Below are 20,985 nucleotides of genomic sequence, written 5' to 3'. Positions count from 1 at the left end.
CAGCGTTCTGCACAAGCCCAGAACAATTAAAAAATGTAGAATTGCAGCCACCGCTTGATACTATGTACTCTGGCAGCTAAAACCCACAACTTCAAATCGACATGAGCCAGCATTCAGACCGCATTGCCCCTCACGGCGGCATCCTGGTCAACCGCATTGCCACACTAGACCAAAGACAAGAATTTTTCGACAAAGCAGAAGTCTTGCCGCGAGTCCAGTTGTCGGATCGATCGATCTCCGACCTGCAAATGATCGCCATCGGCGCCCTGAGTCCCCTCAAAGGGTTCATGAACGAAGCTGATTATCGATCGGTCGTCAAACAAATGCGCCTCTCCAACGGCCTTCCTTGGTCGGTTCCCATCACCCTCTCGGTAACACAAGCAGTCGCCGACACCCTGAAAGAAGGCACTTTAGTGCGCCTCGACTCGCCGGCGGGCGAATTTGTCGGGCTCTTGGAACTTGCAGAAAAATACCACTACAGTAAAGAAGAAGAAGCCCTCAACGTCTACCGCACCGACGACCTCAAACACCCCGGTGTCCAGGTAGTAGACAAATCCGGGCCCGTTAACCTCGCAGGCGACATTTGGCTGCTGGAACGCGAACTAGATGTCCGTTTCCCCCAATACCAAATTGACCCGGCGAAATCGAGAATGCTGTTCACAGAAAAAGGATGGAAAACCATAGTCGGTTTCCAAACCCGAAATCCCATTCACCGGGCCCACGAATACATCCAAAAATGCGCCTTAGAAATAGTAGACGGCTTGTTCCTGCACCCGCTTGTCGGGACGACAAAAGAAGACGACATCCCGGCTGATGTGCGGATGCGCTGCTACGAAATTCTGCTAGAAAAATACTATCCAAAAGATCGCGTAATTTTGGCAATTAATCCGGCGGCGATGCGCTACGCCGGGCCGCGAGAAGCAATTTTTCATGCTTTAATCCGCAAAAACTACGGCTGCACTCACTTTATTGTGGGGCGCGATCACGCTGGAGTTGGCGATTATTACGGCACTTACGATGCCCAACATATTTTTGATGAATTTGAGCCGGGAGAATTGGGAATTGTGCCGATGAAATTCGAGCACGCTTTCTATTGCAAACTGACGGAACAAATGGCTACAACTAAAACAAGCCCAAGCACTCCCGAACAACGGGTGCATTTGTCTGGAACCAAAGTTCGGGAAATGCTGCGCGCTGGAAAATTGCCGCCGCCGCAGTTTTCCCGGCCGGAAGTCGCCGCAGAATTAGCCAAGGCAATGAATATTTTCAATTACGAGATTTAAATCTTGAACTTTGGTGTGGGCGACATTCTGCAGAGTTTGGAATTTTGAGTTTTGAGTTTTAAATGGGAAATTTTAAACTTAAAGCTCAAAAGTTAAAACTTAAAAACTCCCTTCATGCTAAATACTCACAATCTAATTAATTTCCCTAAAATTATTGAGGGGAATTTAAGTTAAAATTCAAAACTTAAAATTCAAAGCTATTTAAAAATGGGACTCAAGCGGCGGGAATTTTTGCAGCAAGCTGGCCGGGTGCTGGCCGCCATTGGAATCAGCGAGGCCCTGTGGCTGCCGTTGGGTTCGCGCTACCACCAAGCCTTAGCGCAGCCGACAGCCCGGAAATTGGCTTTGTTGGTGGGCGTTGACAAATATCCAGACTCGCCCCTGCACGGCTGCGTCACGGATGTGGAAATGCAGCGGGAACTGCTGATATATCGGTTTGGGTTTGTGCCGTCGGACATTTTGACTTTGACTGACGCTCAAGCTACGAGGGACAATATCGAGACGGCTTTTGTGACTCACTTGACTCAACAAGCAAAACCCGGTGACGTGGTAGTTTTTCACTTTAGCGGCTGCGGTAGCCGAGTCAGCTTGGGCGAGTCTCCCGGCAAAATGCAAAACAGTTTGGTGCCGGCGGATGATGTTTTGCCGTTGTTAGCAAACCGGGCGGTGAACGATATTTTAGAGGAAACGCTGTTGCTGTTGATGCGATCGCTCGCGACAGAAAATGCGATCGCCATCCTCGACACCAGCTACCACTATCGGGGTTTCCCCACAAACGGCAATTTTCGCATTCGCTCCCGCCCCCGCCCCACCATCGGCGAGCCTCGCCTCGCAGAATTAACGTTTGCCGAAGACCTCCGCTCCCGCCCCAATCTCCGTCCTGCCACCGCCGTACTTGCCGCAGGCGCGGATTCCCAACTCGCCACCGAACAAGAGTGGGGCGGATTTACCGCAGGTTTGTTTACCTACGCCCTCACCCAAACTTTGTGGTGGGCAACTCCCGCTAGCAGCTTCAGCGTCAATTTCAGTCGCGCTGCGGGTAAGGTCGAGCAAATCACGGGGTTATCGCAACAACCGCAAATTCTCAATCACGATTTAACAACCGCGCCGGCGGTGAATTTTTCAAATTTAATCTTCAATTCCCCTGCATCGGACGGCGCTGTGACGGCCCTGGAAGAGGGTGGCAAAACTGTGCAGTTGTGGCTGGGCGGGTTGTCGCCCTCGGTTTTGGAGTGCTGCGGGGGTTCTGTGTTTGCAGTGGATTCCTCCGAAGGCGCGAGGCTTTTGCTGCGGGGACGCACTGGTATCTCTGCTAAAGCGCAAGTTTTAGATGGGTCTGCTCTAACAGACGGCCAATTAACAGTCGGCGAAGTGGTGACGGAAGAAATTCGGGTATTGCCGCGAAACATCGGTTTGACAGTAGCTTTGGACTCGGGTTTGGAACGCATCGAGCGGGTGGACGCTACCAGCGCCTTTGCGACTGTGCCGCAAGTTTCGGCGGTAGGCAGCGAGCAATTGGCTGACTGTCGGTTTGGCAGAGTCCCGGAAACGACTTTAGCCGAAACAGTCTCGCCTCACGAGCCTGCTTTGTATCCAAGCCGTTACGGTTTGTTTTCTTTGGCTCAAACGCTGATTCCCGATACTGAGGGCGACGGGGGAGAAGCAGTCAAGGTGGCGGTGCAGCGCTTGACTCCGCAGTTGAAAGCGCTGCAGGCTGGGAAGTTGCTGCGGCTGACAGTCAATGAGGGGTCTTCGCGCCTGAAGGTGCGGGCGGTGCTGGCAACTACTGCACCGCAAGCGCGGGCTGTGGCGCAGCGAGAGCCGGTGCGGGCCGGCGGTGATTATCGGCTGGAACCGCTGAGCGGGGAAAGTGAGAAATCCGCCAGCCCTCATATACTAAGTTTAACAGAAGGCAGCCGAGTTCGGTACAGATTGTATAACGACAGCGGTCGCCCGGTTTACTTTGCGGTGTTTTGCTCGGACAGCGGGGGACGGCTGTCCGTGCTCGGCGCTGAGGGCAAAGACTCTGTGGCGGGGATGTCGCGGGCGATCGCTCCTGGGGAGAATTTGACTCTGCCGGCGGCTGGGGGGAGCGGGTGGGCGGTATCTGGGCCGATCGGACTTGCGGAAACTGTGATTATATTTAGTGAGAGTCCTTTCGATCGAACTCTGGCTGCAATAGAAGCCGAAATGCAGCAAACGAGGGATTCCCTGCCAATTCGAGTGTTGGTGAATCCTTTAAATGTGGCGCGGGCGGTACTCGAAGATTTGCACGCGGCTAGCATTCCGGGGGTAGAGAAAGTGGGGATATCGACGGATGATTTGGCTTTGGATGTGAATGTTTGGGCAACTCTGAGTTTTGTTTATCGGGTGGTTTAATTGAGGAATGGAGACTTGGGAATGTTTTCCATAACCTATCATCTGAATCTATCCCAGTACGAAATCGATATTCACTTCCAAATCAGGAAAGGCGAGCGACGCAACTTGTTGACCCCGCCAAAATTTTTGGATTAAACTGTAACCATTAGGAGTTGGCTGGCGGTAAACTTCTAAACATTGTGCCTCTATATCTAGGAGCCAGACTTCTTGAATCAGCGATCGAGCGTAAATCAGAACTTTCACATCTCGATCGCAATCAACCGTGCGATCGGATACTTCTACCAACAGCAAAACTTCTGACGGTACTGGATGTGCTGTTGAATAGTAATCAGCCCGGGGTTTGAGCAATACTACATCAGGTTGAGGTTCGGTGCGATCGCTCAACTGGATGGGGTTTTGCACATCCAGAAAAGCCCGGTTACTGGGAATTTCGCTCAACAGTCCGATGAACCGTCTCACACAGGAAGCATGACGAGTTCCAATTGCTGCCATTTGGATCAGTTCTCCTTCTATCAGTTCTACCCGATCGCCCTCGGAAAGAATACCAGCTTTGCTCATTAAATGATATTCTTCTACGGTCAACAACCTTTTGAGTAATTGCACTGCCATAACCCACCGCGCTACTAATTGTTATTTCAATTGTAGTCGAGCTGCCAAGGAAAAAGTCAATCGATTTTAGATTTTAGATTTTAGATTTTAGATTTGAAGAATTGAGCCCCAGGATGAATCCGGGGGATTGTATTCTGGATGCTTTGGTCATTATAATCGGTAACTGATAATTGGGCTATTGGTAATTGGTGACCGCTAACAAATAACCAATCACCAATCACCCGTTACTCATGACTGATAAACCTTTTCAACCATTTGAGCCAAGCGTTTCATGGCAGTTTCAATCTCATCATTTGTTGCAGTCAAACTGATGCGTAAACACTCGTGCTTGTGCTGCCAATCTTCCCGCAAACCCGGGAAGAAAGAACTTCCTGGCACGACAATTACGCCGACTTTCTTCAACTCTTGATACAGTTCCCAATCAGTCATTGGCAAATCTTTCAGCCACAACCACGCGAAAATTGCTCCTTCGCCCCGGTGCAAAAACCACGGCAAATCTTTCGGCATTGCTTGTTCTAGAGTGCTTTCTACGATCGCAAATTTGCTTTGATAGTACGGGCGAATTACGTTGATGGAAATATCGGCAAGAGCGCCGGAAGCAATGGCACGAGTTGCGATCGCCTGTCCGTATCTCGGCGAATGAATGCACGTATTGGTCTGAAAACATTCTAATATTTGAATGATTTTTTCATCGCCGATCGCAATTCCGATTCTTTCTCCCGGCAATCCGGCTTTCGACAAACTCATGCAGTGCACGATATTGCCCCCAAAAATCGGCGTCATTTCGGTAAAATTCAAGGACGGGAAGGGAGGGCCGTAGGCGGAATCAACGAACACCGGCACGTCGAAAGCGGCCGCTAAATCGGCAATTTTCTTAACTTCGTCGTCGGTGAGAACGTTGCCGGTGGGGTTGCAGGGACGGGAAAAAATGACGCAACCGGTGGTTTGGTCGATCGACAGTTGGCTGAAATCCGGGCGGTATTTGAACCTGTGGGCGGCTGCATCAATATCGAGGGTGGGTTTGCAGGCGACTACCGCTTCGGGAATCAAGCTAACGCCGCCGTAACCGGTGTAGTCTGGGCTCAGCGGTAGGACGATATTTTTAAGCTGTTTGCTGGTAGTGTAGCCGCCGAAAGCGTTGGCTGCGTAGAAATAGATCGATTGACTTCCGGGAGTAATTAGAATATTGCGATCCGTCAAATTCAGCCCGTAACGCTGGTTAAAATCTGCCAATACCGCATCGATCAACGGCTGATAACCTTGACTGGAACCGTAGCGACAAACCACCTCGCCGTATTCCGGGCTCGCCAAAAGTTCCGCAGTGCAGTCGCGCCACAACTGCTCGACTTCCGGCAAAATCACCGGATTTCCGGCGCTCAAATTGATAAACTCCTGCCCGCTGCCGGCTCTGAGTGTTTCAATAATATCTTTCATAATTGCCCGAACTCCCGTGAGGTGGGACATCTGAGCGCCAAATTGAGTCAGGGCAGGGTTCATAGCAAATGCAGCGACAATGATAGAAGTTTACAGTTTACCCATGATAACTCCAGTCGCAGGCGTTAGCCTAGCTTGTCTGGAGCATGGGTTGTCATCGAGCGTCTGATTAATTCAATAAACTCGATCGCACAGCATTTTGTTTTTTCCCCTGCGCGCGCCGGAGTATAAGATTGTCGCCATTTGTGGAGTTCGATCGATCGAACAGTGTTTTTTGCCTAAAAATTAGCGAACGGAACAGCCATCTCTCCTTCAAGAGTTGTGGTAAGATTTCACGCCGTCGCGCCAGATGAATTGCCGATACTTGACAATAACCATTGGGAGAATTTAAAATTAGCCGTAAAACCCGATCGCAACAGAATTTTATGGGTTCCGGTTACTGCTATAATTGCAGGTTTAATCCAGCCTCAAGCATCAGATTTGTTGCTAGCTCATTATCAGGATTCGCGGTTTGCTGACAGCGGTGCATTTCATCATCAATCCGACTCTAGCCAAGATAGCTCGTAACGTCAGCGTTTGAGTGGCGTTACATCGACAATCTATAAACCCACATCAAAATTAACTGCCGTAAAATTTAACACAACAATGACACACTTTCCACTTATAGAATACGAGCAACTTACCGATCCTAAAGCCAAAGCAGTGTACGAAGAAATATTGACAGACTTGGGGTTTGGCATCGTCCCCAACCTGTTCAAGTCAATGGCAATCAACCCTGACTTATTAGAAGCAAATTGGAAAAAATTCCGGGGAACAATCCTGCAAGGAGACTTACCCCGCACGCTTAAAGAAATGGTCGGCGTCGCTATTTCCCAATCAAATAATAGCAAGTACGCTCTCCAAGTTCACCTGCACGGATTGTCAGCCTTGGGGATGAGCGAAGAACTACTGCGAACCCTAGTTTCTGACTTTGCCAACTGCCCTTTGCCAAAACGCGATAAAGCCGTAATTACCTTTGGCTTGCTGGCTGCTACAAAACCCCTGGAAATGACAGAAAATGATTACCAAAACCTGCGGGATTTAGGGCTAGATGATTCTGAAATATTTGAGATTATTGCAACAGCAGACTTGTTTAGCTTTGTCAACCGATATACTGATGCAATAGCCCTCGAAATAGATGCTTTGTAATCTATATTTTATACCCATATTATGGGCGATCGGCTAGAAGATCAAGATCGAGAAGAACTTCTGTTGACAGCCCGCCGTTTGTTAGCAGAAGCTCAAGCGCTTTCCATCCGCATTTCCGCCGTCAACGAAGTTGCAACTGCCATTAACCGCACCCTCGATCTGGGCCAGATTTTGCGGGTAGTAGGCAAGCAAGCCAAATGGTTGCTCGACTTTGAACACTGTAGCGTTTGCCTGCACAGCACTAACGCTTGCATGACCTTATTCGGCCGACATATCCCTGTAGATATTGCAGCCCTCCCAGAGGGCGGCCCTATTCACAAAGCTTTCACAACACGTCAACCTCAATTAATTCAAGAAGCGGGTGCTACTGCTATTTTATCCCCCTACGCTTCGCAAATTATCATTCCTTTGGAAAGCGAAGGTAAGATTTTAGGGACAATTAATTTTGCCACAACCAAGTCGAGAGCTTACACTCAAGAAGACTTGCGGATTGGCTATCTTTTGGCTTTGCAACTATCCTCAGCCATCCGCAATGCTGAACGTTTTAAAGAGATAAATAGGCTGTATTCCGAACTCGATGCCGAAAAGCACAAATCCGATCAGTTACTGTTGAACGTGCTGCCGGTTGAAATTGCCGAGGAACTCAAAAATAACGGCAAAGTGGAACCACTTTATTATGATTGCGTATCGGTTTTATTTACTGACTTTAAAGGCTTTACTCAGTTATCTGAAAAAATGACGCCGCGAGAGTTGGTTGACGAACTAGATTATTGTTTTTCTTATTTCGATCGCGTGATGGATAAATACTCTATGGAAAAACTGAAGACTATTGGCGACAGCTATATGTGTGCGGCGGGAATTCCTACGCCTCGCCCAACACACGCATTTGACGCTGTACTTGCTGCCATAGAAATTCGACAGTTCATGGATTTGCGAAAATTGCAGAAAGCTCAACAAAATATCCCTTATTGGGATATCCGCATTGGCATTCATTCAGGCCCAATACTTGCTGGGGTAATTGGGCATAAAAAGTTTTCCTATGATGTCTGGGGAGATACAGTTAATACTGCATCTCGGATGGAATCTTCCGGCGTCCCTGGAAATATCAATATCTCTCACGACACGTTTGAATTAGTTAGAGATTTTTTTGAATGCGAATACCGAGGAAAAATTTATGCTAAAAATAAGGGCGAATTGGATATGTATTTGGTTCGCCATCTTAAATAATGTTGGGAATGACTAATTGCTAATGAAGGATGGCAAGCCGAGCCTTTATACAATTTTAGATTTTAGATTTGAGATTTTAGAATGGGGAATGACTGATTATTAGCACCGTTGGGAACACCTGCCTACAGTTGCAGTTTTTTTAACGGGTGTTAGATTTGGAAATAAAAATCCACTATGAACTAAGAATATATCGCTCGAAGTTTTTTTCACAGTTCGGTATTGTATCGTATTGTCACCACGCTATATTAAAATTATCGAGTTGTAGATTTTATTTTTTAATTATTTATGCGTATTTGGCAAGCCGATTTTTACCGCCGCCCTCTCCAAGACGAAACTGGCAAACCACTGTGGGAACTCTTCATTTGCGACTCGGAAGGCAGTTTCCAATTTAGTGCAGTTTGTAGCCAGGGGGCTGCAAATTCTAATTGGCTAGCTTCGCAGTTGCAGCAGCAAGCTCAAACCCACAATTTGCCCGACTTGATTCAAGTATTTAGGCCTCAGTCTCTGGGCTTAATCGAAGCTGCGGGCAAAGTTTTGGGCGTCAAGGTGGAAGCGACTCGGCGCACTCCGGCTCTGAAATTGCTGCTGCAACAACGCGCAAAAGAATATTCGAGTATGCCTAATTATACAGGTGAAACTTACAGCGCGATCGCCCTCGACTCGCCGCCGCCGGTACCCTTACCCGAAAACCTCTGGGGCGATGGCTGGCGTTTTGCTTCCCTACCCGCCGGCGACATTGAAGAGGCTTTCCAAGGGCGTCCCCTGCCAATTTTGGAAATGCCAGAATTCCTGTTACCGCTGAATTTGGGCTTGGCCTCAACAGTACCCGTACCGGGAGTTGTGATTGACGGCGGACGCCAGTCTATGCGGTTGGCTAGATGGCTTCAGGATGCCAAACCTTTCGCTTTGAATTATATCGCTGGAGAACCCGACGGATTGATATTGGAAGCTGGGTTAGTAGATAGGTGGGTTGTGGCTACTTTTGAAGATAGCGAGGTGAAAGCTGCGGCCCAAATTTACCAACAGCGCAAGCAATTAAGTAAAGGATTGCATTTTTTGTTAGTGCAGCCAGATGATAGTGGCATGACTTATACAGGCTTTTGGCTGTTGAATTTTGATCGATAAGATGTAAGATCCATTCCGGTTGTACGAGCGAAACGATCGTTGACTGTTGACTGTTGGCTGTTGGCTGTTGACTCGGAGTCAAAAAACTCAATGGTTGAGTGTTAACTGTTGACTCGATTTTATTATTCTGATGCAACCGGAAACGATATAAATAATATTATTTGTGATGTCGAGCGATCGCGCGCCGAAAAATGGTAACATACCGCCCGAACTTCAGTTCCAGCAGATACAGACTCAGACAAAAATTTTAAAACAGCTTGTTGAGCTAGCAAGAGATCGTGCTGCAAATTTATTCTACAACTAAAATCAAGCCGTTTTGGATGCCTTGACACACTCGGTTGATGTGACACTGGTCTTTTTCGTTGAGACCTTTCTGGGCTAGCATTGCTGATTTCAGCAGCCGTCTGTCAAGGGGGGTAATCTGGCGAAAAGCAAAGATGCGCTCGACGATCGCCTCGATCGAGATTTTGGGGAGGTTAGCAGAGCTGACTGTCATGGTCTTAACACGCTAAAAATAAGTAACAGAACTATGTACCTTTATTTTTAAAGATTTTGTGAAGGTCATTTGTGATTAGAATCACATATAATTTGTGACAAAATAGTGTATGTCGGGTGACTGTTGTCACGAAATCTTCAATTATCTTTACGCCAACTTAACGATGGCCCGATAGAATCACTGTGGTAAAACTCAAGCAGAGGGTAAAAATGGCACAAGCAAAAATCGGAATTATCGGCGGCAGCGGTTTGTATAAAATGGAGGCCCTCAAGGATATTGAAGAGGTGAAAATTGATACACCTTTTGGATCGCCATCCGATGCCGCCATTGTGGGAACATTGGACGGTACGCCCGTAGCATTTATGGCTAGACACGGCCGCAACCACACTTTTTTGCCCTCCGAAGTGCCGTATCGCGCAAATATTTATGCCATGAAGAGTTTGGGAGTTGAGTATTTAATCTCAGCGTCGGCGGTTGGTTCCCTGAAAACAGAGGCGAAACCTTTAGATATGGTAGTGCCGGATCAGTTTATCGATTGCACAAAAAATCGAGTTTCTACTTTTTTTGGAGAAGGAATAGTCGGTCACATCACATTCGGCGATCCGGTTTGCGGCGAATTGGCAAAAGTGTTGGCAAGTGCGATCGAATCATTGAACCTCCCCGACGTTAACATCCACCGGGGCGGCACCTACGTCTGCATGGAAGGCCCCGCGTTTTCCACAAAAGCAGAGTCAAACCTTTACCGCAGTTGGGATGCCACAGTCATTGGGATGACAAATTTGCCGGAAGCAAAATTAGCCAGAGAAGCTGAAATTGCCTACGCAACTTTAGCCTTAGTCACAGACTACGACTGCTGGCATACCGAACACGACAGCGTAACTGTAGAAATGGTAATAGCAAATTTGCACCGCAATGCAGAGAATGCTCAAAAAGTCATTCAAGAAACAGTCCGTAGACTAACAGAAAATCCCCCCGTATCTGATGCACATTCAGCTTTAAAATATGCAATTCTGACTCGGCTGGATCGAGTGCCGGCCGCCACTAAGGAGAAAATGGGTTTGTTGTTGCAGAAATATTTGTAAAACGAACCGCAAAGACGCAAATAGCGCGAAGGAAAAACTGCATCCCTTCTTTCTCTTCTTTCGCGTCCTTAGCGTCTTCGCGGTTCATTTCATCTTACGACCTATTCGTTATCCTATAGTTTACGATTATTTCTGAACGATTAACTTATCAACTGCTTGAATGCGTCGTGTTCGCGAATCTTCTCCAAATCAGCTTCACTTTTTGCCAACTCTTTACACACATTCGGATTGAGATTGAGGGCGCGCTTTAAATTTTCAATAGCTAATTCAATTTTACCTTGTAGCGCATAACATCGGGCTTTATTGTACCAAATTCTGTAAAAGTCAGGTCGAATTTTGGCAGCATTTTCGTAGGAAGCGATCGCCGCTTCGTATTTTTGCAATTTGGAGAGTGCAACGCCTCGATTGTTCCAAGCGTCAGTATAATCATTTTTAATTTGTAGGGCTTGATTGTAAGAAATTACTGCTTGTTCGTACTCCTGCATTTTGGAAAAAGCAACGCCTCGGTTGTTCCAAGCATCGGCATAATCGGGTTTGGCTTGAATTGCCTGTTCGTAACAGCCGATCGCCTCTTGGTACTTCTGCAACTCCAACAATACCACGCCTCGATTGTTCCAAGCATCGGGATAATTGGGGCGAATTGTAGTAGCTTGTTCGTAAGAGGCGATCGCCTCTGGATACCGCTGCATTCTCGTGAGCACTACTCCTCGGTTATTCCAAGTATCGGCTAAATCCGGCTGAATTTGCAGGGCCCGATCGTAAGCGGCGATCGCATCTTGATAACGATTTTCAAAGAAACAAGCATCTCCCTGTTTAGCATAGTCGCCGGCCGTCAATAGCTGTTGGTAATTGCCATAGTTAACCGGAGCAAATTCTTGAATTTGGGCATCGGGGAATAAAAGGTCTGTTTCTGCCTCGGTCGAGTGACTTTGGTGTTGAATTTCGCCTAAAATAGTTTCAGCGTCCGAAATTAATAGTTTTAATTGAGAGATTGTATCGTAATGGAGACTTTCAATTTCTTGGCGGGCAATTGTTGTCTGCTTGGACAATTTGTTTAACAGAAACCAAACCCCTACTCCGGCTGCTGTCGGAAAAAAAGTTAGGGCAATTACCAGCCCGTTAAGCAGTACCGCCGTGCGCCCGAAAGCAATGTCAACTTCTTCTTGAACTCGATCGCGAATTTCTTCTTTAAATTGCTGCTGTGAGAATTGCTGCTGAACCAACAGTGTCACCCTCGGTTCAGACGCAGAAACGCTACTGGCGCAGACTAGAATAGTCAAAAGGGCGATCGGGCTAATACTTTTTCTAAAGATACTTGACAAACGCCTTGCCTTAGTGATACGCACCTGATTTGCGATTTTCATGTGTCAAGAGATGCTGATAACGACGATCCCAGACTAGCCCATTTGTTCAAAAACTATTAAATACAGGATATCTGTTGTGCAGCCCCCTCCGATCAAATTGCTGACGCAAGAATTGCTAGACGAAGTTGCCGCTTCCTCCCGCCGCAGTCCCCGCCAGCGACAAAACTACAATTTCCACGATTTATCTGAAAAAGTGCAGCGGTTTGTCAACGTGCTGCAACCGGGCACTTACGTCCGCCCTCACCAACACCTGCGCCCGCCTGCCGTTAACGGTTTTGAGTTTTTTGTGGTGATTCAAGGAGAAGTCGGTATTGTTATTTTGAACGAAAACGGTCAAATCCTGCGCTCCTTGCGAGTCAGCGCGACCGGCCCGACTCGCGCTGTCGAACTGCCAGAGGGCACTATTCACACGTTAGTAGCTTTGACACAGGATACTGTGATTTTGGAGTTTAAGGAAGGGCCTTACGACGTGGCGGCTGATAAAGACTTTTTGGCAAGTTTTCCTGTTGAGGGAACTGCGGCGGCGCGAGAATTGGTTCTGATTTGGGAAGCGGAATTTAACACTTGACTAATGACTGTTGACTGTTGACTGTTGACTGTTAAAAATCTAAAATCTAAAATCTAAAATCTAAAATCGATGGGCTGATTATTAATTACTGATGAATCTAATTGTCGTCATCCGATTGTATAAATCTGGGGCGGTGCGAATGATTTTTCTCAGGAGCTCATCCGTCACCCAAAAGACGAGGGGAAACGAAAATGTTTTGCTGAATTCGCTGCATAAGAGGTTGGTAGAAACGAGCAATCGATCGATCGCCTCCACTGATTCCAAACCGAGGAGCATTAAAGCTGGAGGCTGTTCCCCGTCTATTTCTGCTGCGATTGTCCTGTAGAGAGTTGTCGCCGATTCGGGCAAAAATAGTTGCTGCGGTTTCACGGGACAACTTACTTGCAGCCGATCGACTATTTGCTGCCGCAAAGCCAGCGAGTTGCAGTTGACTAAAACGAAAGAAAAGTAACCTTGGGAAAGACGGAGCGTCCGAATTAAAGTTGATAACGACCGCTCGTTATATTGAGCTGAGTCGTACTTAGCTGCATTGTCTTTAGCTGTATTTTCTGAGCTTTGCTCGATAAACATAAGTTGCATATTTTTTATCTAGTTTTAGATATTTTCTAGATTAAATGATGTTTCTAAAGAAAATGTGAAGATTGGAAATTTATTTTTTGTTGAAAAACATTTGGGTAACTATACCACGGTTTTAAATTAATATCAATAGTCCGAGGGAAATATTCCGATCGACTGATTTGGATGGAACCACTCAAAAAGCACCCGCCACGGCACAAGAAAAGTATAGCCGCAGGCAGAAGGAAGAAGCATATTTCGCAACGGTTTCAGCAATTAATAACGTTCTAAATATCTGGGACGATTGCTAGATTAAATGTAATTTAAAATACAAAAAAATTAACGGAAATTCTCAGCCAGCGGCAAAGTAAACCAAAAACTTGCCCCAGCACCGGGAGTGCTAATTACCCCAATTTGGCCGCCGTGAGCACCAATAATTTGCCGACAAAGATATAGACCCAAACCCAAACCGACGGAGTGTCGGGCTCGATCGCCCCTAACATAAAGGTCAAAAAGATTTTCGCACTGTTCCGGCAATATTCCCGCCCCGTCATCTTCCACCGTACAGTAAATCATCCTACTTCCGGGATTGGGGATTGGGGATTGGGGATTGGTAATGGGGGATTGTGGATTGGTAATCGGTAATTTGTCAATGTCTTGTTTTGCTGTTCTTTGATTGATAGTTAATTTCCCAGCCTTGATTACTTGAGCCGAGACTGTTAAATTCAGTCCGGGTAGATTGTGTTTCAAAGCATTAGCAATTAAATTAGAGAGGACGCGCAACAACTGAGTTTTGTCAGCATTCACGGCTGGCAAATCATCGGGAACCAAATTTTTAAAAGTAGCTTTACCCTCATTCATTAAAGGCTCCAAATCGGTCGCAGCAGCTTCAACTATCGCCCTCAAATCAACGGCATCGCAGTGCAAAACCAAACCGCGCAATTCCCCGGCGTGAACTTCCAACAGCGAATTTATCAAGCGCAATTGCTGCTCGCTACCTTGAATCATCCGCTCCAAAACAGAACGGGGAATTGCGATCGAATCCCCGGTTTTCGTCTGCCAATTTTTCAGCACCATTAACATTCCCGCTACCGGGTTTCGCAAGTCGTGAGAAAGAGCGTGGATAAACAGCCGCAGCGATTCTTGTGCCTGTTTGCGCTGCGTGATATCCTCAATTAAACCCTCATAATAAAGCACGGCGCCGCTGCTGTCCCGTACCGCCCGCGCCTTCTCAGAAATCCAGACAATACTGCCGTCTGAGCGGTAAATTTTAGATTCAAAATCCGATACTGTGCCACTTTCCTCGATCGATCGCAAAAACTCATTTCTGCGAGCCGGATCGACGTACAACTGCCGCTCAATATCAGTAAACTTTGCCGTCACTTCTTCCGGGGAATCGCAGCCGTAAATCCGCGCCAAAGCTGGATTTGCAGTAATATAACGCCCATCGGGAGTGCTTTGAAAAATCCCCTCGTCGGCATTCTCAAAGATGCTGCGGTACTTCGCCTCCGCCGCCTCCAACTGCTGGTAAGCAGATTCCAACTCACGCCTCGTACTAAACTCTGTCCGTTGCAGACATTCGTACCAATAAACGGACAAGTCACATATCAAACAAAACCAAAACAAATATAAGTACAACCCGGTCAACTTAAAAGGAGTATACTTAGCAAAACTTAGATTTAAAACCAAATTTATCCCGACGTGGCAACACAAAACGCCGAGTTGAGAAATCAGGTGGAGGCGCCAGCGAACCGGCATCAGCGTAGCTTGGATCAGAAATGCTAAAGTCCAGGTAAAAATTGGTAATTCCCCGGCTTGTGCGACAGCTAGCCCAATCTGTACAACCAGCGTCAGCGACCACGAAAAACCCAAAAATAGCAAACCGGGATAGCGCTGTCCGAAGGAGGTTTTTTGCAACACAAAACAGGTCAACAAACCCAATTCTACAGCAGCGCTCGTGTACAAATAAACACTTTCAAAATCCTGGCGAGCGAAGAATCTTTCGCCCATAAAATAGACAGTTATTGTGAAGGCAAAAAAGATGGCAATTCCGACAGCAGGGCGCAGCCGATCTCGGAGGAAGCGATCGCGCCACACCTCGTAAACCGTTAACGCCTGAACTGATTTTGCATTGCCCAAATAGTTCATACCATTTTAGATTTGAGATTTGAGATTTGAGATTGAGAAAGAGGGCTCGTCCGAGTTGACAGCAGGTAGCGAAAACCAGAAAGTCGAACCACAGCCGGGAGTGCTTTCGATACCGATGAAGCCGCCGTGAGCTTTGATAATTTGCAAAGGACAGGTACAGTCCCAAACCCAGCCCTGTTAATTGTCGGCTATTAGGGTCTTGAACGTAAAGTTCAAAGAGAGATTCCCGCTGTTTGGCGCTGATTCCCACTCCATCCATTTTAGATTTGAGATTTGAGATTTTAGATTGAGAAAGAGGGCTCGTCCGAGTTGACAACAGGTAGCGAAAACCAGAAAGTCGAACCACCGCCGGGAGTGCTTTCGACACCGATGAAGCCGCCGTGAGCTTTGATAATTTGCTTGGACAGGTACAGTCCCAAACCCAGCCCTGTTAATTGTCGGCTATTAGGGTCTTGAACGTAAAGTTCAAAGAGAGATTCCCGCTGTTTGGCGCTGATTCCCACTCCATTATCTGTTACAGTACAGCGAACCATTTTTACGGTAACTCCGGGCAATTTGCTGCCGATCTTGCCAATTTGACCCTGATAGCGGGGCATTTTGCAACTACCGTCGAGGTTGAATTTGGCCAGGGTTTCCTGATTTTTCTGGGTGGTCTCGCCCATCCTAGGACGATCGCCCGCAGCAGATATCCCGTTAGCGATACAGCGGGCAAGCGGATTATTGGGCGATCTTAAAGCCTGTGAATTTTCTTCATAACTTAGCGCTGTTTCAACTGCAATTACCTCTGCTTTAAAAGTTATATTGACTCCCGGAGGATTGTGCTTAATAGCATTAGTCAACAGATTTTCTAGCACCCGCTGCAAGTGTTGGCGATCGGCATTGACTTGTGGCAAATCCGCCGGAATATCCTGAGTCAAAGTTGCTTGATTTTTGGCCAGCATCGGTTCTAAATCGGCAATAATGGCTGAAGCTAAAGACGGCAAATCCAGCGGTACAGTATTGAGAACAATCCCTTTGACCTCGCTAGCGTGAGCGTCGAGCAGGGCATTAACCATAGTCAACTGGTGTTCGCTGGCCTGAACGATGCGCTGCAAAATCGATCGAGAAACCGGAACATCTTGTAGAGAGTCAGAGGGCGATTTGTTGAGCAAATTTTTCAGCAGTATTAACATTCCCATAACAGGAGTGCGGAGATTGTGAGAAACTGCGTGCAAAAATAGGTCTTTGAGGCGGTTGCTTTCTTGCAACTCGTGCATTTTTTGCTGTAGTTGGCGGGTGCGTTCCTCCACTTGAGATTCCAAGTTGGCATTGAGAGCTTTTACCTGCTGCAAAAGTTGGGCTTGCTGTAGGGCGATCGCCACTTGGGTAGCGAGTTTTTCCAACAAATCAATTTCAAATTCCTGCCACTGGCGGGGCCCCGAACACTGGTTGACGGCCAAGATTCCGAACAATTCATCCCCCAGGACGATCGGCACATTTAAAGTCGCGCGAATTTGATAGTCGCTGTAGAATTGGGCAATTGGAACGCTGATTTGAACGCTAGCAGTATCGGAGATAGCTCGGACGCGGTTGTTAGCATAAAAAGTTTTCTGGTTTTCGAGGTGATTCTCGTCAGCGAGTACCCACCCCAAAAGAGAACGGCATTGGGCATCCACAGACTCGGCCACAACCTTACCGTACACCGGGCTGGGAAGATGTACTCCGTTCGCTTCCACAATACCGATAAAAGCGCGGTCTGCCTTGAAAAATTGCCGGACTTCGGCAACAGTAGTATTCAGAATTTCTTCGAGGTCGAGGGAGTTGCGAATTCGCAGGGCGATTTCTGAGAGCAAGCGATCGCGATCGGAGGACGCCCGCAAAGCGGTTTCCGCGCGGTGGCGTTCGGTAACGTCTTGGACTGTGGCCGCGATCGCCCCTGACTCAATTGCCGACTGTTCGCAGACAGTGCGTTCCGAGCCGTCTGCCAGCACAATTCGGTAGTTAATGCAATAGGGTTTGTGCTCAAACATAGCTTGGCGCTGCGATCGCGCCACCAATTCTCGGTCTTCTGGATGTACGGCCTGCAAAAAAACTTCTGGTGTCGGTTTGACAGTTCCCGGAGCAAAACCCAAGAGGCGGTAAAGTTCGTTCGACCACCGCAATTCGATATTGGATATACGATCTTCTGCAGATTCTTGGCAGTTGTCAGTTGCTGTGAGGGCGGGGCAATTTAAATCCCAATTTCCCAACTGAGCGATGCGCTGAGCGTTGGCTAAACTAGCTTCGCGATCCCGCAGCATGGCGGCCGTGCGGCGCACCTCCACCAGCGCTTGCTGGCGTTCTGCTACGGCGGCGGCCAACATCAGAGCCACAAGGGCGATCGTACCGGTAAAAGCTTGTAAAAATAAAACCGCCTGTTTGAGATTATCGCTTTTGGCCAAAAACGGGCCGCCTCCCTGCACTGCTCCCCAAATCGCGATGCAAGAGACGATCGAATAAGCAAAAATCGCTCCCGCCGGTTGAAACCGCAGGGCTGCCCAAACTATCAGAGGAAAAGGCAGATACTCCAGCGGATACAGAGCGATCGCCGCTTGTGTTTTTGAGCAAAAAAACAGCCAGCTCACGCTCAGCAATAGAGTCAGCCAGAGCGCTATTTCTGAATAATTAAAAATGAAAAATAGAAGATTATAGCGTTTTTCAGATCCAGAAAATCTGGGTCGATAATTAGTAATTAATCCTTGGTAATTAGTCAATTGTAATTTGGAATTTACCCAGTTAAAAAATGCTTTTAATCTTGAAATATTCCCAGGTTTAATCTCACATTTTACACCACCATCGAGAACAGGCAAGATGCCTGTTCCACCAGAAAATTCATCTCTCGCTTCACAGGCATCTTGCCTGTTCCTAAACAAGTAATTGAGAATAATGAAAGATCTGAGTTTGAGTGGAAATTGAAAACTGTTAACGAGGTGGTTCAAAGTCAGCAGCAGGGGCGTCACAATCAAAATTCCCATGCCGTCTCCGAGCCACGTAGTCCACCAGTTGCGAGAGAAATTGCTCCACTGAGCCCAACCAAAAATGCACGTACCCAAGTTGCCGAGGATAGAGCCGAGGAAAGTAGACCCGATGACAGCGCCCGCTACCAAACCCAGAACATCTCGCAGTCGATCGAGTTTGGTAGAAAATCCGCTCCAAGTCAGTAAAGCCTCTCCAGCCAGCGCTTGCAGGGTGACGCTAAAAGCCGATGTGACAATGACAGCCGACGGTATACCGCCGGTAGAGTTTAACAGCACTGAACCGAGGACAATTCCCGGCAACATCCGTCGCCCTTGCAGTAGCAGTGCCGCTAGAGCAATACCGGCGGGCGGCCACACGGGGGAGGGTTCGGCTTTCACCAGTCCCAGCATCGACGCTGCGAGTTTTCCGGTAACAAAGTAGGCCAGCGCCAGGATGCCGGTGTACAGAAGCGTTCGAGTGCGGCGGTTGAGCAGTTTCATGTTTAGGTACGATCGAATCCTCCATTCCTAGTTTTTAATTTAGGCGGCTTTGGGGCGATCGGGCTTCCTCCTGACGACTCACCTGACTGGGGGAGTGGGGAGTTGACTGTTGACTGTTGACTGTTGACTGCTGACTGTTGACTGTTGACTGTTGACTGCTGACTGCTGACTAATGACTAATGACTAATGACTAATGACTAATGACTAATGACTGTTGACTGTTGACTGCTGACTGCTGACTAATGACTGCTGACTGCTTAAAATCCAAAACTTCGCTTGCCATCCGGCTTAACAGTAAGCCAATTGGTCTTGGCCATTGCCAATTGTTCATCAGAAACTGTAGCGTTGGTAAGATTCGCCCCGCACAAATTTGCTCCCCGCAAATTCGCCTTAGTCAAATAAGCCCCCGTCAAATCAGCGCCTCGGAAATCCGCCCCTTCAAAATTGGCAGTGCTGCAATAAGCCTCAGTCAAATTAGCATCTCGCAAATTCGCCTGAATTAACCTCGCGTGACCCAAATTCGCCCCCGACAAATCCGCTGCTTGCAAATTTGCCTTCACCAACCTAGCCTGATAAAAATTACTTCCCGCTAACTGCAATTTTTGCAGTTGCAGGCCAGACAGTTCGCAGTCAGCAAAATCGCGCTTGCCTTTAAAGTATGCCGCTCGCACGCTGTTGGTGTCCCACTTAGGAGCAACTTTCGATAGCTTTGACGCTGCTAAATTGTCGCTAGAAGGTCCAACCGTTCCGAAAGTTCTGCCCGACTCAGCCAGAGTACGGGAAACTCTGGGCTGCATCCCCGTGTTCCCAGATTGGCTGAAGGAAGTTCTACCAGGGCGGGTGTGGTTCGATCGTAAATCTTGATTAATTTTGCTCCTCGGCGGTGACCACGAAGAACCCTCGTCATTAAATATTGTCGGTTCTTCAACAGCACGAGAAGAGCCGTGGAATTGAGTTGCCAAGCCATCGACAAGACTTGGGTCTTCAAATTCGCCAGAGAGAGCTCTGAGGACATCTGCTGCTGATTGGAAGCGGTGACCAACCATCGGCTTCAGCATTTTTTCGAGAATCCGCGCAAAATTTGGACTCAGCTGAACGTGTGGCTGCCAAACAATTTCGCCGGTTACTCCATCAAAATCTAAATCCTTGGGCGATTTTCCTGTCAGCAAGTACAAGCAAGTCATCCCCAAGGCGTAGATGTCGCTGGCAAATATCGGCCGCAGCGCCATTTGTTCCGGGGGAGCAAAACTAAATGTGCCGACTGAAAATTTTGTGTTGGCGCTTTGGTCGGCGGGGTCTAATAATATTGTTTGGCTGACTTGATCTTTTACCGCTCCGAAGTCAATCAGAACTAAGTGGCCGTCTTGAACTCGGCGAATAATATTTGCGGGTTTGATGTCTCGGTGAATTACTCCTTGGCTGTGGATATATTGCACTACTGGCAGAATTTCTAATAGAAAATTTTTAACATCCGATTCGTTGAAACGGCCTGAGTGCTTGACTTCTTGTTTCAAAGTCGAGCCTCTAACATACTCTTGAACTAAGTAAAATTGCTGTTCCGTTTCAAAATAGTCTAGCAGCCTCGGTACTTGCGGGTGGTCGCCCAGTTGGCCGAGGGTTTTTGCCTCTCGCTTGAATAATTCCCGCGCCATTTCTAAAACTCGCGGCGACGAACTACTGGGTCGCAGTTGCTTGACTACACAACTCGGTTGACCGGGCAATGAGATGTCTTTTGCCAGAAATGTAGCTCCAAAACCTCCTTGTCCTAACGGTTCAATAACTCGGTAGCGAGCGCGCAGCAATAACCGCGCACCGCAGGTCTGACATTGGAGAATAGAGTCAGCAGGGTTTTGAGGATGGGGACAGCCCGGATTTACGCAGTAGCTCATATTGATTGAGTTTGCCTATGTTGTTCTGATCTTGTCAGCGTCGCTCGACTGCACAAATTGCCTGTTCCTGCTTCTGGTAGACATACTAATCTATCAGTTTTCGGCAGGCCGTGCCTTCGATTGCGAATTGGAATTGCACCTAAGTCTTTTAGGCCGATATCT

Annotated in this window: 16 protein-coding genes; 8 read left to right on the top strand and 8 right to left on the bottom strand. The window is 47.7% G+C overall.

Annotated elements, in window-relative coordinates:
- The first annotated feature begins 101 nt into the window (after positions 1–101).
- The gene (gene sat / locus OSC7112_RS17720) at positions 102–1,283 is read left to right on the top strand and encodes a sulfate adenylyltransferase (RefSeq protein WP_015177195.1); all 1,182 of its coding nucleotides are present in this window, start codon (positions 102–104) and stop codon (positions 1,281–1,283) included.
- 207 nt (positions 1,284–1,490) lie between these two features.
- Entirely contained in the window at positions 1,491–3,662 is a 2,172-nt protein-coding gene (locus OSC7112_RS17715; RefSeq protein ID WP_015177194.1) for a caspase family protein, read from the top strand.
- A 48-nt stretch (positions 3,663–3,710) separates the two neighbouring features.
- On the opposite strand, the gene OSC7112_RS17710 is transcribed toward OSC7112_RS17715, so the two are convergent.
- Together OSC7112_RS17710 and OSC7112_RS17705 are read right to left on the bottom strand one after the other, a co-directional pair.
- Entirely contained in the window at positions 3,711–4,271 is a 561-nt protein-coding gene (locus tag OSC7112_RS17710) for a Uma2 family endonuclease (protein WP_015177193.1), read from the bottom strand.
- Positions 4,272–4,499: 228 nt separating this feature from the next.
- Positions 4,500–5,768, bottom strand: a complete 1,269-nt coding sequence (locus OSC7112_RS17705) for a valine--pyruvate transaminase (protein ID WP_015177192.1) — start codon at positions 5,766–5,768, stop codon at positions 4,500–4,502.
- A 258-nt stretch (positions 5,769–6,026) separates the two neighbouring features.
- Between OSC7112_RS17705 and OSC7112_RS17700 the strand changes: the two genes are divergently transcribed.
- The 4 genes from OSC7112_RS17700 to OSC7112_RS17685 all read left to right on the top strand — a co-directional run bounded on the left by OSC7112_RS17700 (position 6,027) and on the right by OSC7112_RS17685 (position 9,245).
- A complete protein-coding gene (locus tag OSC7112_RS17700) occupies positions 6,027–6,272 on the top strand; it encodes a hypothetical protein (RefSeq protein ID WP_041622597.1) in 246 nt (81 codons plus the stop codon).
- Positions 6,273–6,350: 78 nt separating this feature from the next.
- A complete protein-coding gene (locus OSC7112_RS17695; RefSeq protein WP_015177191.1) occupies positions 6,351–6,893 on the top strand; it encodes a carboxymuconolactone decarboxylase family protein in 543 nt (180 codons plus the stop codon).
- A gap of 21 nt (positions 6,894–6,914) precedes the next feature.
- Positions 6,915–8,120: an adenylate/guanylate cyclase domain-containing protein gene (locus OSC7112_RS17690; protein WP_015177190.1), complete on the top strand. Its 1,206-nt coding sequence runs from the start codon at positions 6,915–6,917 to the stop codon at positions 8,118–8,120.
- Positions 8,121–8,405: 285 nt separating this feature from the next.
- Positions 8,406–9,245, top strand: coding sequence for a Tab2/Atab2 family RNA-binding protein (locus OSC7112_RS17685; protein WP_015177189.1), 840 nt, complete (start codon positions 8,406–8,408; stop codon positions 9,243–9,245).
- Positions 9,246–9,534: 289 nt separating this feature from the next.
- Here OSC7112_RS17685 and OSC7112_RS17680 read toward each other — a convergent pair whose 3' ends face one another.
- A complete protein-coding gene (locus OSC7112_RS17680; protein ID WP_015177188.1) occupies positions 9,535–9,741 on the bottom strand; it encodes a hypothetical protein in 207 nt (68 codons plus the stop codon).
- A 209-nt stretch (positions 9,742–9,950) separates the two neighbouring features.
- Between OSC7112_RS17680 and OSC7112_RS17675 the strand changes: the two genes are divergently transcribed.
- Positions 9,951–10,823: an S-methyl-5'-thioadenosine phosphorylase gene (locus tag OSC7112_RS17675; RefSeq protein WP_015177187.1), complete on the top strand. Its 873-nt coding sequence runs from the start codon at positions 9,951–9,953 to the stop codon at positions 10,821–10,823.
- A 140-nt stretch (positions 10,824–10,963) separates the two neighbouring features.
- On the opposite strand, the gene OSC7112_RS17670 is transcribed toward OSC7112_RS17675, so the two are convergent.
- Positions 10,964–12,187, bottom strand: coding sequence for a tetratricopeptide repeat protein (locus tag OSC7112_RS17670; protein WP_015177185.1), 1,224 nt, complete (start codon positions 12,185–12,187; stop codon positions 10,964–10,966).
- 76 nt (positions 12,188–12,263) lie between these two features.
- On the opposite strand from OSC7112_RS17670, the gene OSC7112_RS17665 reads away from it, so the two are divergent.
- Entirely contained in the window at positions 12,264–12,755 is a 492-nt protein-coding gene (locus OSC7112_RS17665) for a WbuC family cupin fold metalloprotein (RefSeq protein WP_015177184.1), read from the top strand.
- An 81-nt stretch (positions 12,756–12,836) separates the two neighbouring features.
- Here OSC7112_RS17665 and OSC7112_RS17660 read toward each other — a convergent pair whose 3' ends face one another.
- The 4 genes from OSC7112_RS17660 to OSC7112_RS17645 all read right to left on the bottom strand — a co-directional run bounded on the left by OSC7112_RS17660 (position 12,837) and on the right by OSC7112_RS17645 (position 20,823).
- Entirely contained in the window at positions 12,837–13,334 is a 498-nt protein-coding gene (locus OSC7112_RS17660) for a hypothetical protein (protein ID WP_015177183.1), read from the bottom strand.
- Between the two features lie 315 nt (positions 13,335–13,649).
- Complete coding sequence (locus tag OSC7112_RS17655; RefSeq protein ID WP_015177182.1) at positions 13,650–15,458, bottom strand: PAS domain-containing sensor histidine kinase; 1,809 nt, start codon at positions 15,456–15,458, stop codon at positions 13,650–13,652.
- A 281-nt stretch (positions 15,459–15,739) separates the two neighbouring features.
- On the bottom strand, positions 15,740–18,934 hold the full coding sequence (locus OSC7112_RS34570; protein ID WP_015177181.1) for a sensor histidine kinase: 3,195 nt from the start codon (positions 18,932–18,934) through the stop codon (positions 15,740–15,742).
- A gap of 257 nt (positions 18,935–19,191) precedes the next feature.
- Complete coding sequence (locus OSC7112_RS17645) at positions 19,192–20,823, bottom strand: serine/threonine-protein kinase (RefSeq protein WP_015177180.1); 1,632 nt, start codon at positions 20,821–20,823, stop codon at positions 19,192–19,194.
- Between the last annotated feature and the right edge of the window lie 162 nt (positions 20,824–20,985).

This window comes from Oscillatoria nigro-viridis PCC 7112, from assembly GCF_000317475.1.
In the GTDB taxonomy this organism is placed as follows: Bacteria; Cyanobacteriota; Cyanobacteriia; order Cyanobacteriales; family Microcoleaceae; genus Microcoleus; species Microcoleus nigroviridis.
The sequence above is the reverse complement of the archived record's forward strand: the minus strand, read 5'-3'. Positions and strand labels throughout refer to the sequence as shown.